The sequence below is a fragment of the Paraglaciecola sp. genome, from assembly GCF_030730205.1.
Taxonomy (GTDB): domain Bacteria; phylum Pseudomonadota; class Gammaproteobacteria; order Enterobacterales; family Alteromonadaceae; genus Paraglaciecola.
This window is the reverse complement of record NZ_JANQVQ010000331.1, coordinates 19,663-33,394: the sequence shown is the minus strand read 5'-3', so window position 1 is coordinate 33,394 and position 13,732 is coordinate 19,663. Positions and strand designations below refer to the sequence as shown.

Here is a 13,732-nt window from a genome sequence, read left to right as displayed (position 1 = left end):
ATCATAACTGTATTGGAAAGAAACAAGCCGCTTATTTCAATAAATGGGGGTCAAACTCATGACCCAATTTTTCTGTTTTGGTGCGAATATAGTGACGATTGTCATCAGTAATTCCGTGATCAATCGGGGTACGTTTAACGACTTCTATTCCTAATGACTCCAAGGCTTTGAGTTTCTTAGGATTATTCGTCATCAAGTTGACTTTTTTAACCTGTAATTTTTCAAGCATCAGTTTGCAAATACCATAGTCACGCATATCGGCATCAAAACCTAAATGTTCGTTGGCCTCTACGGTGTCCATGCCACTATCTTGCAGCTTATACGCTCGGATTTTGTTTAAGAGGCCAATACCACGACCCTCTTGACGCAAATACAATAGTACGCCTTTACCGTTAGCCACAATATTTTGTAAGCCTTTTTCTAATTGGGTGCCGCAATCACAACGGGTGCTAAATAATGCGTCCCCGGTTAAGCACTCAGAGTGGATACGAATAGGAATAACTTCATCAGACTGCCATTCACCAAAAGACAAAGCAACATGCTCTTGAGCCGTGGCGGTTTCGACAAAACCATGAATATAAAATAATCCCCAACGCGTGGGTAATTTGGCCGAACTGACATACTGATAAAGTGAGGACGTTGTAGTATTCAAAAAATTAGACTCTTAAGTAAAAATATACCGATACTTTGATTGACCAGATATGGGCATATTTAGCCATTTTACAAGGCAATTTTTCCGCCGAATTAGCTTAAGCTGCTAAATTCGCTCAGGGACGTAGGTTTGGCTACTCCATATCCTTGCGCATAATCTACGCCCATCTTACCTAATTCAACCAGAATTTCTGAAGACTCAACAAATTCGGCTACGGTTTCCATTCCCATCGCCTTAGCTACATCATTTATTGAGTTCACCATGGCCATGTCAATGGGATCAAGCAAGATATCTTTTACAAAACTGCCGTCAATCTTAACTTGGTCTACCGGTAACGTTTTTAAGTAAGAATACGATGAAAAGCCACTGCCAAAGTCGTCAAGTGAAAACTGGCAACCCAGACGATGGAAGGTATTAATAAACTCCAACGTTTCATCCATTTTGACAATGGCCATGCTCTCTGTAATCTCGAAACAAATTTTATGATACGGAATCGAATGTTTTTCAAAGGCATTTAATATAAATAATTTTAAGTCTTTGTCAGCGAGTGAGTGCCCACTTAGGTTAATGTTACAGCGAGTTAGCTGTTCTTGATGTTCGGGGTTTGCTTGCAACCAAGAGAAATAGTGTTCAACCACCCAGCGATCAATTTTAGAGGTCAAGTTATAGCGTTCAGCTGCCGGTAAAAAAGCGTTGGGCGCAATAATGTTGTTATCTTGGTCAAGCATGCGCAGTAATATCTCATAATGATGACCGCTCGCAGACTTTTGTAAAGACTGATAGTGCTGGTAATACAGTACAAAACAGTCATGTTGTAAGGCGTAGTTTATGTCTGAAACCCAAGTAATTTCTGATTCATAACGTTGCATTTGCTTGTCGTGAAAAGAATAAGTATGAATTTGGTTTCGGCCCATTTCTTTAGCTAAATAACAAGCAGAATCAGCCATGCTCAACAGCTGTTCGGGGGTTTTGATATCTTGAAACCAAGGCACCTGTCCAATACTGACACCTAAGGTAAAAATGCGATTTTCCCAAATAAAACGAAATTCTTTGACGGTATTCAATAATTTGTTCGCTAATAGGTAGGCCATTTGGGCATTATCACCTAAGAGTAATACACCAAATTCATCGCCACCTAGCCGCGCCAGCAATCCTTTGTCTTGCACCACATCTTGTAATTTTTGTGCGAGCTGTTTAATCAGTACATCACCCGCTTTATGGCCGCAGGTGTCATTCACCACTTTAAATTGATCTAAGTCCATGTAAAGCAACGTTAATTCACTGTTGTTTTTTTGAGCTTCTTGTAAGCCATTGCTCAATCGTTTTTCAAATTCACGGCGGTTAAACACCCCCGTTAACGAATCATGGGTGGCCAAAAACTCGAGGCTAATGTTAGATTGTTTACGTTCGGTAATATCAAAAATTGAGCCAAACATATACTTAGTGGTGTTCTCTTGCTTAATTTGGGTAGAGATACAAAACCAAAACTCACTGCCGTCCTTGCGCAATCCTCGTAGCTCTTTACCGATGACTTTGCCGTTTTGATACAGCTCTCCTAGGAGTAACTCTCGGTCTCGTGGTTCAGCGTAAAATTGACTGGTATTAGTTACGCTTTCAATCAATTGTTCTTCACTGTCATAACCAAACAAATTGCACATAGCAGGATTAACTGAAATTAATTTACCATCCAAGGTTGAGGTATAAAGGCCTTCTGCTGAATTGCGAAACAAATCATAAAAGTGTTGAAGGTCAGTAATAGCGGATTGTTGTTTAATTTGCTGGCGTTTAACCAACACTCGTTCATGGGCTTCGATTGCTAAGGCGATCATCATAATGGCGCCCACCGACGCTAGGGTAAAAAACCACGTAACCGAATTGCTTATTACTGTGCCAGAAATAAATAGGCTGACTTGAATGATGCTGATTGTTGAAATAATAGTTAACGCGATTAGGCCAACCAAGTTAGGTAAAGCCTTATCTTTTTTATGATAAAACAGAGCTAAAACTATCAGTAGAAAACCCTCTAGCAAAGCTAAAAAGCTAGCCCCGGTAATTTGCTGATAGCTGTTTTGTATTAAGCTCGAAAAAATAGTCAAAAAACCGATAAGGTAAGAGCAGTAGCGCCAAAACGTTGGTACCCGTTCAAGTATGACAAAGCAGACTTTAGCGGTAGAAAGCAGCAACAAACCAAATAAAGCGTTATTGGTGTGGGATATGTAAGCACTGACCCCAATCAATTGCGCGATAAAGCCAGAGATATTCAGCGACAGTAACAAATACAAACCACACGAGATAGCAAACCAAAAACGGATGGGGCTGCGTAAAAAGATATAGGTAAGTAGAAAATATGCGGCCAAAAGACTCAGTCCACCACCCAGATACCCGATGGCTACTAATACCAATTGTTCTTTGGCTAAGGTCGATGCTTGAGTTGATAATTCTATGGGAACTACCAAGGGGCCGTCATCGGTGATTTTAATATAAACTTTCACTCGACCCTGTTGACTAGGCGTCAGTGGCACAACAAACAATCGATGATTAATCGGGCGTTTATCAAATTCACGATTTGCCCCCAATAGGTAGGAGCTCAAAATACGGTTTTTATCATCTAATAGGTATAAATCCACGTAGTCTAGTTGTGGATTACCTATGGTGAAAAAGTAGCTATGTTGACTGCTATAATTAAAATCGAGCTCTAATCTTCCCCAAATGCTCTGATGTGAAGCCAGCGGCCCTTTAGGCAAGGTTTGCTGCCAATTTTCAAGCAATTGTGTGTCGGACAACTGAATGTGACTATCTGTCACCATCCAACTCATGCGGTTAAGTAAGTTAAGGCGGCTATCGCTGTGGCTTATTTGTACTATTGACTGCTTGTTTTCAGCGTACAAGGGGGCTGAAAACAGAGTCATCAACAAAAGATACAAGAATAAAAATTGGCTTTTGGGCTGCATTATTTTTCCGATGGATAAGCGATACGCGACAACATTATCGCATTAATTCTAAAATGTGTTGTGAAACATAAGCAGGATACGCAAAATGGTAATGATAAGATGTTGCTCATTAGCTTAACTACTGCACGATATTTCAATTTTTTTACCCCAATCTGGCGGCGGTGCAGCAAACTTAGCGTATTCAGGATGCTCGTTAAAAGGGCAAGATAAGGCCGTTAAGTAAGCATCAAAAAGACTAAAATCCCCTTCTTCAGCTCGGTCGATAACTTGCTGTGCTAAATAGTTGCGCAAAATATAATTAGGATTGTGTTTTTTCATACTGGCGCTTCGTTGTTCATTTGTCCAATCTTGCTCGGCGATTGATTGGGATAGCCTTTCTGCCCATCGTTCAAAGCGTGGACGGTCGATGAAGCTATCCCGCAGAGATGTATCCTTAAGCGTAGGATCAAAATCACATAAAAACCTAAAGTATTGACTGTAATCCTTTTTTTCGCTCGCCAACATGTCTAACCATTCGTTAATAATAGTTGAATTATGGGCGCCAAATTCGATCAAACCGCATTTAGCGCGCATTATCTTGGCGTACTCTTTGAGCAGTTGTTGTTCGTACTCTTGCAGAATGTTGGTTATTTCTTGCCGACTTAAGTAAGGAGTAAAGGCCATTGCTAAGGCATTGAGATTCCACAAACCAATCCCGGGTTGACTGTCAAAGGAATAGCGACCCTGAGGATCAGAGTGATTGCAAATAAAGCGAGGGTCAAAGTCATCTAAAAAGGCATAAGGACCGAAGTCAAAGGTAATGCCATGAATCGACATATTATCGGTATTCATTACGCCATGATTAAAACCATAGGCTTGCCACTTGGCGATCATCGTCGCGGTATCGTGGACAATTTTACTTAGCATTAAAGCATATGGATTTGCTTGGTCAGCATACTCGCTAAAATGGTATTTAAAGCTGTAATCAAACAAAGATTGCAGTTTTTCAAGTTGCTGGCTGTGAAAATAATATTCAAAGTGACCAAAGCGCAGATGGCTCTGACTTACTCTGATTAACATTGCTGCTTTTTCAGACTTTTCACGGTAAACCATCTCATCACTTGTTAACAAGCATAAAGCTCTGGAGCTTGGAATACCTAAGTGAAACAGGGCTTCACTCGCCAAGTATTCTCGAATTGTTGAGCGCAATACTGCGCGACCATCGGCAAACCGAGAGTAGGGTGTAGGCCCTGAGCCTTTTAAGTGCAGGTCAAATCGTTTGCCCTCAGGCGTTACCACTTCACTGAGTAATAAGCCTCTACCGTCTCCGAGGTCGGGATTCCAATGTCCAAATTGATGACCACCATATTTTTGCGCAACAGAGTGTTGGGTCAAGGGACTATTAACTGAAAAGAGCGCCTTAAGCCATGCGTCTTGAGTTTCCCACGGCAGATTTAGTTGACTTCGTAAAGATTGATTTATCGCGACGACTCGCGCATTCTTTAGCGATTGGGGTTTAAGGTGCGTCACTAATTCATTGAGTTCATTAGCATATGAATGGTCTAAGATCATTAAATTACACGTTCCAAAGTAAAGTTATCCGTTGTTAATATCATTAGATAGGGAGTCACGATGTCATTATTAAAAAAAACAATTTTCATCTTCAGTATCGCAGTCACCTCTGGCTTGCATTTTTCTGTTTGGTCGGCCGATATTGAGGCAGGAAAAGCGAAATCCGTTAGCTGTAATGCGTGTCATGGTAGCAAAGGGGTTTCAATGATCCCAATGTATCCTAATTTAGCAGGACAAAAAGCGCAGTATTTAGTGCTTCAATTAAAAGCGTTTAGGGATGGTGAAAGAAAAAATATGCTGATGTCGCCTATGGTATCTGGCTTAACTGACACTGACATTGAAAACTTAGCAGCTTATTACGCAAGCCTCGATCCTTCAGGAAAATAGTAGGGCTTTTATGCAACAGATAGCAGAATTTAAAGCCATCATCGCGTTTATTGTTGAGCTTGAAAAACTAAAAAATGTTGAAAGACGGATTAAGCCCGCAGGTTTATCACGTTTTGAAAACAGTGCCGAACACAGTTGGCAGATTGCCTTGCTCGCTCTGACCTTAAGCCGCTATGCCAGTCAGTCGGTTAACGAACTGAAAGTTGTCACTATGCTGCTACTGCACGATGTGGTGGAAATCGATACGGGCGATAAGTTTGCTTATGATGCAAATCATGATGATTACGCCAATGAACATGCAGCAGCAGTACGCTTATTTGCCTTATTGCCAGCGCCTTTAGGTGATGAGTTTTTGGCTTTGTGGGAAGAGTTTGAAGAGGCGAAAAGCCCCGAAGCACAGTTTGCTAAGGCGATAGACCGTTTGATGCCGATTTTGCAAAACCTGCAGAATGGTTGCCAAAGCTGGTTGAGTCACAACGTGAGCGTCAAGCAAATTTTAAGCAAAAATGCAGCAATCGAAAAAGCAAATCCTGCTTTATGGGCTTGGGTAAAAGAACAAGTAATGGAAAAAGCTTTAGCGGTTGGTCTCGACATTGAATAGCCTTTGCCATGGTCTAATTTATCGACAAATGCGTAAGCACCCACATCAGACATAAAAAGGAAGTCCTATGGTCATTGTTCATCATTTAAATAACTCTCGCTCACAACGTATTTTATGGATGTTGGAAGAGCTTGGTGTGCCTTACGAAATCAAATCTTATCAAAGAGATGCACAAACGAATTTAGCGCCCAAAGAGCTGAAGCAAGTTCACCCCCTCGGTAAGTCTCCAGTGATTACGGATGGTGCTATTACCATCGCAGAATCAGGCGCTATCATTGAATATTTAGCGTACACCTATGGCAAAGAAAGTATGTTACCGCCAATGGGGACAGAAGCGCATAGACAATACAGCTATTGGTTGCATTTTGCTGAAGGTACCTTAATGCCACCGATGGTTGCTAAATTGGTGTTTGATAAGGTGCGTGCAAATGCAAAACCATTTTTTGTTAAAATCATTGCTAACAAAATTGCAGATAAGGTCATGGGCGGATATTTTGGACCCAACATTACGGCTAACATGCAGTTTATTGAACAACACTTGGCAAGCCACACATGGTTTGCTGGCGAGCAGATGTCGGGGGCAGATGTTCAGATGAGTTTTCCATTGGAAGCAGCTGTGTCGCGCGGAGCTGCTCAGCAATTCCCTCATATTGCTGCCTTTGTTAAAAAGGTGCATGACAGAGCTGCGTATCAAGCGGCGTTGGCGAGGGGAGGTAAATACGATTACGCTTAAAAGGGGTTTTTGCTGGCAGTGTAAGTGTTAATTAGCATAATTCTAGCTGCATTATCGTAAGTGATAATGCAGCTAGGGTAGGTTTATTCTTTTTCGTCCTCAATCTCAAGCCCCATCTCACGCATTTGGCGACGTGCCTCTTTGGGGATATGCAGATCGTTATCTTTATCGAGATCTCCATCATCTGGCAAAGGTTGGCCAGTAAATGCGTGCAAGAAAGCTTCACACAATAATTCAGAATTAGTGGCATGACGCAAATTATTTACCTGACGCCGCGTGCGTTCATCAGTTAATACTTTAAGTACTTTCAGTGGAATAGATACCGTAACTTTTTTAACTAACTCACTTTTTTTACCATGGTCGGCGTAGGGATGAATATATTCGCCATTCCATTTTGTTGAATTTGCCATTATTACTCGCTTTTATCTTTCTTATACGCCGAAATTCTAACTAATACGGGCTAAAGGTCAATGATAGACTGCTAAACATCTTGACGGCTTTACGTACAAAGTTTAGTTTAGACGTCTAAACGGCTAAATATTATATTGGAGTTAACATGGTGTCATATGCACAAGGCATAGATGCATTAAATCAGTCCTTATCTGAAGTGAAAGGGATTAATGTTTCGTTTGAGTTTTTCCCGCCTAAAACAGATGCTATGGAACGCACTTTGTGGAAATCAGTAGAGCGTTTGGCTCCATTAAAGCCTGCTTATATGTCGGTGACTTACGGAGCAAACAGCGGTGAGCGAGATCGTACACACGATGTTGTTAAACGTATCCAAGCTGAAACAGGAATTGCCGCAGTACCGCATTTGACTTGTGTTGATGCAACTAAAGAAGAGTTAATTCAAATAGCAAAAGATTATTGGGCCAGCGGCATTCGAAAAATTGTTGCCTTAAGGGGAGACTTGCCCCCTGGCGTTGAAAAGCCCCAATCTTATGCTGCTGATTTAGTGGCACTGTTAAAAAGTGTTGCAGATTTTGATATCGCGGTTGCGGCTTATCCTGAAAAACACCCCGAAGCACCCAACAGCCAATTCGATTTACTTAATTTAAAACGCAAAGCAGACGCTGGTGCAACAGAGGCAATCAGTCAGTTTTTCTTTGATGCAGAGGTGTTTTTACGTTTTAGAGATCGCGCTGCAGCAGCAGGGATTGATTTGGATATCGTGCCCGGTATTTTACCCGTGACAAACTATCAAACCTTACAGCGATTTGCTGGTTTCACTAATGTGCACGTACCACAGTGGTTGCACAAAATGTATGATGGTTTAGAGCAAGACGATCAGACTACGCGCAATTTGATGGGCGCGAGTATTGCGATGGATATGGTGAAAGTATTAGCGAAAGAAGGGGTACGAAACTTCCATTTTTATACTTTAAATCGCAGTGAATTAAGTTATGCCATTTGTCATATGCTTGGAGTTAGAGCCGATAAGTAGGTAAACTAGCTTGCTAATTGACAATCAAGCAGTGCTTTACTGCTTCCAAATAGAGCTAAGTAAAACAAGTCATGACGACAATAATGCAATGGCAAAGTAAATGTATCGGGGCGAGCAAACATGCGTGGGCGTTTGGCCGTTTATTTGTTGATCATTGTAGCCAGGACCGTATTACGGTTTCAGCGGGTCACTTGGCCTATGTCTCACTATTGTCTTTGGTGCCGTTTATTATGGTGTTTTTCACGATATTATCGGCATTCCCTGCATTTTCAGAAGCGCGAGGTGAACTAGAGGCCTTAATTTTTGGTAATTTAGTGCCTCAATCCAGTGAGCAACTGCAACAGTACATGACAACCTTTATCGGTAACGCATCCGGAATGGGCGCAGTGGGTATTGCATCGCTGGTGGTGGTCGCTTTGTTACTCATATCAAATATCGACAAAACACTGAATCGAATTTGGCAGGCTAAGAGCGAGCGGCCAATGATATTCACCTTTGCGATTTATTGGATGGTATTGACCTTGGGACCTCTGTTGATTGGCTCAAGCGTATTGGTGAGTTCCTATTTGGTGAGCTTAGCCAGTTATGCCCATGAATATACGCCCGGCTTAGCGACGCTTTTATTAAAAGCAGTGCCGCTATTAGCTTCTATTAGCGCCTTCTTTTTGGTCTATATGCTTGTGCCTAATAAAAGAATAAAACCCCAGTACGCTATTGCTGGGGCTTTTGTTGCCGCTTTGTTGTTTGAATTATCGAAAAAAGCCTTCGCTTTTTATATAACCAGTTTTCCTTCTTACCAGCTTATTTATGGCGCTTTAGCAGTTATTCCTATTCTATTTGTTTGGGTGTATTTATCTTGGGTTGTGGTGCTACTGGGGGCAGAATTTACCCACGTATTAGAGGTGTACTTGTACGAAGAGCCAGAAGAGATGTTTGAACAAGAGAGCAAAGGCTAGGCTCTACTCTCTCATGTAATAGTAAGGCTTATTCAGTTTGCATATTTGCAATAAACGTATTCGATTCTTTGATTGCTTTATTCATATCTACAATCAGTTTTCCAATATCATTTTTAATACCTTTAAATTCGGCTTGCAATGCACCAATCGCGTTAGCATTCAGGTTATGCTTGAGATATAGCACATTATCGCGCAATGCATCGAGTACGGGGGGCATTTTAGATTCAGCTTTGCGCATGGCCGCTAACAATGTTTTGTAGCGTTTTTGTGTATCTCGTAACTTGGCTTGACTATCACGTTTTAAGCTGGCGTTAGTATATTGGTCTAGCTCGTCTTGCCATTCGTCAAATAAGGCCTCTGCCACACTTTCAACTTTATTAATACGTGCACTGACCTCTTCTGCAGACTTCTCACTGGCTTCAAATTCATTTTTTAAGGCGTCATATACGTCTTGTAGTTCTCCGCCATCAAAATTAATTAAAACGCTCAGTTGTTCAAGTGCGGAGGTAAATTGTTCTTGTGCCTCTTCTTGAGAGTCTTTCGCATTTTCAACACGGTCAACCAAGATATCGCGCTTTTCAACCCCCACTTTTTCCCACGCCGCATAATAGGCACTTTGGCATGCACTGACTAAAATTATCAGGCTAACTAAAATTAACTTTTTCATAGGCTACCCTTATAACGTGCGGCATCAATGATTCCCCACAGCCAAATAATGGGGTACAAAACATAGCCAACTAAAAGAATAAATAATGCAACAGATATACCCGCAAAAATAAAAAACAGTATTGCCGCTAATATTCTGCCTTGTACGAGCTGGCCTAAACCTGGGATAAAAAAGCTGCAAATAGCGGCTAATACATTTCCACCTGAACCTTGTCCTGCCATTTTTAACTCCTAATGTATTTTGGGGCTGGTATTCATCAGCTAAGTTAAATCATAATTGTGTAATTGACAAACCGGAAGTGTAAATACCTATGAGTGAGCTATATCCAGCAATTAAGCCTTATGACAGCCAAATGTTGCCTGTACGGAATGGACATACCCTGTATATTGAACAAACCGGAAATCCAAAAGGGATCCCTGTTTTGTTTCTTCATGGCGGGCCAGGCGCTGGCATAGGTCAAGACTATCGACGTTTTTTTGATCCCCAGTTGTACCGGATAATTGGCTTCGATCAACGGGGTTGTGGCCAATCCATTCCTTTTGGCGCGATCACTCACAATACTAGCCAAGATTTATTAGCTGATATTTCAGCCATTCGTGAACATTTTGCTATTAAAAAGTGGCTACTATTCGGTGGCTCTTGGGGCTCGACCTTGGCCTTATTAGCTGCGATTGACCAACCAGATACGGTAAGCGGCTTAATACTAAGGGGGATCTTTCTAGCTCGACAACAAGATTATGATTGGTTTCTCGCTGATGACGGTGGTGCAGCACAGCTTTTTGCCGACTATTATCAAGATTTTGTTGAACCGGTGAAATCCCAACTAAATCGTAAAACCTTGGTTGATGCTTACCATGACTTATTTATCAGCGATGATGAAATTAGTAAGATGCATGCGATCAAATCTTGGTACTTATGGGAAACCCGTATTAGCCGTCTGCATGCTCAATTTGACGAAGATAAATTGGTGGGTGACGTGCACAATGCCATCAGTTTGGCGATTTTAGAATGTCACTACGTAAAAAATCAGTGTTTTATTCCCGAAAATTTTATCATCGAGCAAATCGATAAAATTAAAGATATTCCCACCAATATAATCCACGGACGTTACGATAGTGTTTGCAAGCTTGAGGCAGCTTATAGCCTGCATCAGGTGATGAAAAACAGTCAGCTGACTATTGTTCCTGAATCTGGCCACAGTGCATTTGAAAGCAAGATAGCGGCGGCATTAAGTCTGGCAACTAAAGCCATGGCAAAATTTTTACAGGAGACAACGTGAAAGGGTTAATTCAGCGTGTCAAGCACGCCAAAGTGGAGGTAGAAGGGGAGGTTGTTGGTGAAATAAACCAAGGACTATTGGTGTTGTTGGGCGTTGAACAGCAAGATAGCCAACTGAGTGCTGAAAAACTGTGTAAGAAAATTCTTAATTATCGGGTGTTTTCGGATGAAAATGGCAAGATGAATCTCAATGTCCAGCAGGTGCAAGGGCAGCTGTTGATCGTATCGCAATTTACCTTGGTCGCAGACACCCAAAGCGGTAATCGCCCAAGTTTTTCTTGCGGGGCGCCTGCAGCGCTTGGGAAAGAGTTGTATAACCATTTCGTGTATTTAGCGAAGCAGTCGTCAGTGCCTTGCCAAACAGGGATATACGCGGCTGACATGCAGGTGTCGTTGCAAAACGATGGTCCAGTGACCTTCATGTTACAAGTATAAATTGCCGAGCCTGCATTAATAGGATTTAATAGTCGGCTAGCTTCGCCTTTGTGAAGTGTTGTAGGTAGCCACTTAAGAGAAAATAGGAACTATGTATAAAATTGATACGCCAATTAGCGAACAAGATTTTGCACAGTACTTTGAGATGCGCTGGAAAATGTTGCGGCAACCTTGGAATTACCCCTTAGGTTCAGAAAAAGATGAATACGAGCAGGTAAGTCAGCATCGAATGATCCGCAATCACAATGGCGATGTTGTTGCAGTTGGTCGTATTCACATGAATTCGTCAGACGAGGCGCAAGTCCGTCATATTGCTGTTGATAAAGAATATCAGGGTAAGGGTTTAGCTAAATTAATTTTAGCAGCCCTTGAATCGGTTGCGCGAGAAGAAGGAGCGATTAGGTTAGTCACGAATAGTCGTCAAATATCAATACCATTTTTTGAAAGTGCTGGTTTTGAAATTGAAAAAGAAGCACCCAATGAATTTGGCAAGCTAAAACGCCAACAAATGGTTAAAAGGCTAAGCAGTCCTAACACCATTCTTTTGCATCCCAAGTGGTGTAAAACACTGCAAGATACTTGGTATGAGACCATTCCTATTAGTGAACAAATGGGTATTAAGATTTATCAATATTCAGGCCGAACCTTAGAAACTAGAGCGTCTTTAAATAAAAACATCAACTTACACGGTACCATGTTTGCTGGCAGTATTTTTTCTTTGGCAACGTTAACTGGCTGGGGCATGATCTTTTTACAGCTCAAAGAAAAAGGCTTGGTCGGTGATATTGTTTTAGGTGATGGCAACATCCACTTTCACAAGCCTATTACCATGCAACCACGAGCCTTATGTAACATTGAATCTTTTAATGGCAAATTTGACGGTCTGCTCAAAAATAAAAAGTGTTTTATTAAATTACAAGTGGCCATATTAGACGGTGATACACCAGTCGCAGAGTTTTCCGGATTATTTGGAGTATTACCTATTTCTGAAGATGCTGAAGAACAGCTAAGTTAACCCTATTATCATTGCGAATGGGTTTAACTATCCAATTTGATAGGTATAAACATAAAAAAAGCACGCATAGCGTGCTTTTTTGTTACCTAATTTTGCAACTAAGCGGCGGCAGTCATGGCGCTCTGCAATTTTTTCATTGCATTTTTTTCAATTTGGCGAACTCGTTCAGCAGAAACTTGATATTTTTCAGCCAAATCTTGCAGAGTAATTTTATCATCAGACAACCAACGAGTTTGAATGATGTATTGGCTACGCTCATCTAGGGTTTTAATAGCAGAGTATAGTTTGTCAGAAGCGTTAGAATCCCAATTGGCATTTACTACACCGCTTTCAACATCTGCAGATTTGTCTTCTAAATATTGAACTGGCGCAAAAGTGCTGCTTTCATCTTCGTCAGCTGACAAGTCAAACGCCTGATCTTGGCTGCTCATTCGAGCTTCCATCTGCAACACTTCTTTTGTGCTAACGCCCAACTCCTCAGCGACCTTTTGCACTTCTGCATGGGTAAACCAACCCAAACGTTTTTTATTTTTGCGTAGATTGAAGAATAATTTACGCTGTGCTTTGGTTGTAGCCACTTTCACAATACGCCAATTACGTAACACAAATTCGTGAATTTCCGCTTTGATCCAATGCACCGCGAAAGAAACCAATCTAACACCCATGGTAGGATCAAAGCGTTTTACCGCTTTCATCAGACCGATATTACCTTCTTGGATTAGGTCTGCTTGAGGCAAACCATAACCTGAATAGGATTTAGCGATATGCACTACAAAACGTAGGTGAGACATAATCAGTTTTCTAGCGGCTTGTAAGTCATCATCTTGTTGAAGACGTTCGGCTAAGCTACGCTCTTCGTCTGCACTGAGCATGCTGATGCCACTTACAGCTTGTATGTAAGTCTCGATGCTCCCAGTTTGTGGGACGGTCAATGTCAATGTGCGTAAATCTGTACTCATAGTAACCTCGTATTACACAATGGAAGCAAGTTTATCAAAAATATGCTAATTTTGCGACCATAAATCTATCGTTTCCTAACGTAATAGACCAGACAATTTGTAA

15 protein-coding genes are annotated in these 13,732 nt (G+C 41.4%); 8 read left to right on the top strand and 7 right to left on the bottom strand.

The annotated features are described in order from the left end of the window. Positions 1 to 31 precede the first annotated feature (31 nt). The 3 genes from ribA to NWQ57_RS21795 form a co-directional block, all read right to left on the bottom strand. Entirely contained in the window at positions 32 to 652 is a 621-nt protein-coding gene (gene ribA, locus NWQ57_RS21805) for a GTP cyclohydrolase II (RefSeq protein ID WP_306024300.1), read from the bottom strand. Positions 653 to 744: 92 nt separating this feature from the next. Further along, positions 745 to 3,603 carry an EAL domain-containing protein gene (locus NWQ57_RS21800; RefSeq protein WP_306024299.1) on the bottom strand — a complete coding sequence of 953 codons (2,859 nt, stop codon included), beginning with the start codon at positions 3,601 to 3,603 and terminating at the stop codon, positions 745 to 747. Positions 3,604 to 3,717: 114 nt separating this feature from the next. After that, positions 3,718 to 5,154, bottom strand: coding sequence for a YdiU family protein (locus NWQ57_RS21795; protein ID WP_306024298.1), 1,437 nt, complete (start codon positions 5,152 to 5,154; stop codon positions 3,718 to 3,720). Between the two features lie 60 nt (positions 5,155 to 5,214). Here NWQ57_RS21795 and NWQ57_RS21790 point away from each other — a divergent pair, with 60 nt between their 5' ends. The 3 genes from NWQ57_RS21790 to NWQ57_RS21780 all read left to right on the top strand — a co-directional run bounded on the left by NWQ57_RS21790 (position 5,215) and on the right by NWQ57_RS21780 (position 6,875). After that, positions 5,215 to 5,541, top strand: a complete 327-nt coding sequence (locus tag NWQ57_RS21790; protein ID WP_306024297.1) for a cytochrome c — start codon at positions 5,215 to 5,217, stop codon at positions 5,539 to 5,541. A gap of 10 nt (positions 5,542 to 5,551) precedes the next feature. Beyond that, positions 5,552 to 6,142: an HD family hydrolase gene (locus NWQ57_RS21785; protein ID WP_306024296.1), complete on the top strand. Its 591-nt coding sequence runs from the start codon at positions 5,552 to 5,554 to the stop codon at positions 6,140 to 6,142. Between the two features lie 67 nt (positions 6,143 to 6,209). Further along, positions 6,210 to 6,875: a glutathione S-transferase gene (locus tag NWQ57_RS21780; RefSeq protein ID WP_306024295.1), complete on the top strand. Its 666-nt coding sequence runs from the start codon at positions 6,210 to 6,212 to the stop codon at positions 6,873 to 6,875. A gap of 83 nt (positions 6,876 to 6,958) precedes the next feature. Here the strand turns inward: NWQ57_RS21780 and metJ are convergent, their stop codons facing one another. Then, on the bottom strand, positions 6,959 to 7,285 hold the full coding sequence (gene metJ, locus NWQ57_RS21775) for a met regulon transcriptional regulator MetJ (protein ID WP_306024294.1): 327 nt from the start codon (positions 7,283 to 7,285) through the stop codon (positions 6,959 to 6,961). A 146-nt stretch (positions 7,286 to 7,431) separates the two neighbouring features. On the opposite strand from metJ, the gene metF reads away from it, so the two are divergent. Together metF and NWQ57_RS21765 are read left to right on the top strand one after the other, a co-directional pair. Then, positions 7,432 to 8,319, top strand: coding sequence for a methylenetetrahydrofolate reductase (metF, locus tag NWQ57_RS21770; protein ID WP_306024293.1), 888 nt, complete (start codon positions 7,432 to 7,434; stop codon positions 8,317 to 8,319). Positions 8,320 to 8,402: 83 nt separating this feature from the next. Beyond that, positions 8,403 to 9,275, top strand: a complete 873-nt coding sequence (locus NWQ57_RS21765; protein ID WP_306024335.1) for a virulence factor BrkB family protein — start codon at positions 8,403 to 8,405, stop codon at positions 9,273 to 9,275. A gap of 28 nt (positions 9,276 to 9,303) precedes the next feature. Here the strand turns inward: NWQ57_RS21765 and NWQ57_RS21760 are convergent, their stop codons facing one another. Both NWQ57_RS21760 and NWQ57_RS21755 read right to left on the bottom strand, forming a co-directional pair. Further along, positions 9,304 to 9,942, bottom strand: a complete 639-nt coding sequence (locus NWQ57_RS21760; RefSeq protein ID WP_306024292.1) for a DUF2959 domain-containing protein — start codon at positions 9,940 to 9,942, stop codon at positions 9,304 to 9,306. Beyond that, positions 9,939 to 10,163: a hypothetical protein gene (locus NWQ57_RS21755; RefSeq protein WP_306024291.1), complete on the bottom strand. Its 225-nt coding sequence runs from the start codon at positions 10,161 to 10,163 to the stop codon at positions 9,939 to 9,941. Before NWQ57_RS21755 ends, NWQ57_RS21760 begins: the two co-directional genes overlap by 4 nt. Before the next feature lie 89 nt (positions 10,164 to 10,252). Here NWQ57_RS21755 and pip point away from each other — a divergent pair, with 89 nt between their 5' ends. The 3 genes from pip (at position 10,253) to NWQ57_RS21740 (ending at position 12,670) form a co-directional block, all read left to right on the top strand. Continuing rightward, a complete protein-coding gene (gene pip / locus NWQ57_RS21750; RefSeq protein ID WP_306024290.1) occupies positions 10,253 to 11,221 on the top strand; it encodes a prolyl aminopeptidase in 969 nt (322 codons plus the stop codon). Next, on the top strand, positions 11,218 to 11,655 hold the full coding sequence (gene dtd, locus NWQ57_RS21745) for a D-aminoacyl-tRNA deacylase (RefSeq protein WP_306024289.1): 438 nt from the start codon (positions 11,218 to 11,220) through the stop codon (positions 11,653 to 11,655). The genes pip and dtd overlap by 4 nt, the downstream gene beginning before the upstream one ends. 91 nt (positions 11,656 to 11,746) lie before the next feature. Further along, positions 11,747 to 12,670 (top strand): bifunctional GNAT family N-acetyltransferase/hotdog fold thioesterase, encoded by a 924-nt coding sequence (locus tag NWQ57_RS21740; RefSeq protein ID WP_306024288.1) that lies wholly within the window; start codon positions 11,747 to 11,749, stop codon positions 12,668 to 12,670. Between the two features lie 98 nt (positions 12,671 to 12,768). On the opposite strand, the gene rpoH is transcribed toward NWQ57_RS21740, so the two are convergent. After that, positions 12,769 to 13,629: an RNA polymerase sigma factor RpoH gene (gene rpoH, locus NWQ57_RS21735; RefSeq protein ID WP_306024287.1), complete on the bottom strand. Its 861-nt coding sequence runs from the start codon at positions 13,627 to 13,629 to the stop codon at positions 12,769 to 12,771. Positions 13,630 to 13,732 lie beyond the last annotated feature (103 nt).